The organism is Shewanella corallii (assembly GCF_023349125.1).
Taxonomy (GTDB): Bacteria; Pseudomonadota; Gammaproteobacteria; order Enterobacterales; family Shewanellaceae; genus Shewanella; species Shewanella corallii.
Map to the genome: position 1 here is coordinate 1 of NZ_JAKIKT010000030.1, position 940 is coordinate 940.

Annotated in this window: 1 protein-coding gene; it reads right to left on the reverse strand. The window is 60.5% G+C overall.

All coding sequences use genetic code 11. The annotated features are described in order from the left end of the window. The coding region (locus tag L2725_RS23135) for an Ig-like domain repeat protein (protein ID WP_249251138.1) at positions 1-940 on the reverse strand (940 nt) is incomplete at both ends.

Below are 940 nucleotides of genomic sequence, written 5' to 3' on the forward strand. Positions count from 1 at the left end.
GTTGCCGGCGCTGTCGGTGACCGTGGCGGTGATGTCCAGCTCAGTGCCGGTGGCAGGCGGATCAATGCTCAGGTCCAGGCCATTATCCAGCATGTCCTGGGTGACCGGGCCGGAGAAGATGACGTTGCCATCCTGGTCAGTCACTTCAATGGTGTCGCCCACTTCGGTGCCGGTGGCCAGGGTGACGGTGATGTTCACCTGACCATTCAGCTCAGCGTCATTGATGTAGCCATCGTTGTTGGCATCTTCGGTAATGGTGACCGTTGGCGCAGCCGGGCCGCTGCTCAGCAGTGCACTGTCTGAGCCCTCGGCGGTGTTGCCCGCCGGATCGGTGACCGTGGCCGTCAGGGTGATGGCGGTGCCATCAGCCGGGGCCGTGATAGACAGGCTCAGACCATTGTCCAGCATGTCCTGGGTGATGGTGGCGGTGTACACCACATTGCCATCCTGATCGGTGACCGTGATGGTGTCACCGACTGCGGTGCCGTCGCCCAGAGCGATGGTGTAGTTGATGTCGCCATCCAGCTCATCATCATTGATATAGCCGTCATTATTGGCATCTTCAGTGATGGTCAGGACAGGCGCTTCAGGGGCGCCGCCGCCCGTGCCGTAATCCAGGGTGGCGGAGTCTGAGCCCTCGGCGCTGTTGCCGGCAGGGTCAGTCACGGTGGCAGTCACTTCCAGATTGGTGCCCGTAGCCGGTGCATCTACGGCCAGTTGCAGACCGTTATCCAGCATGTCCTGAGTGACAGTACCGGAGAAGATGACGTTACCGTCCTGGTCGGTCACTTCGATGGCGTCACCCACTTCGGTGCCGCTGCCCAGGGTGACGGTAATGTCTATCTGGCCATTGAGTTCGGCATCATTGATGTAGCCGTCATTGTTGGCATCTTCGGTGATGACCACAGTTGGCGCAGTAGGGGCGCTGTCGCCGTAATCC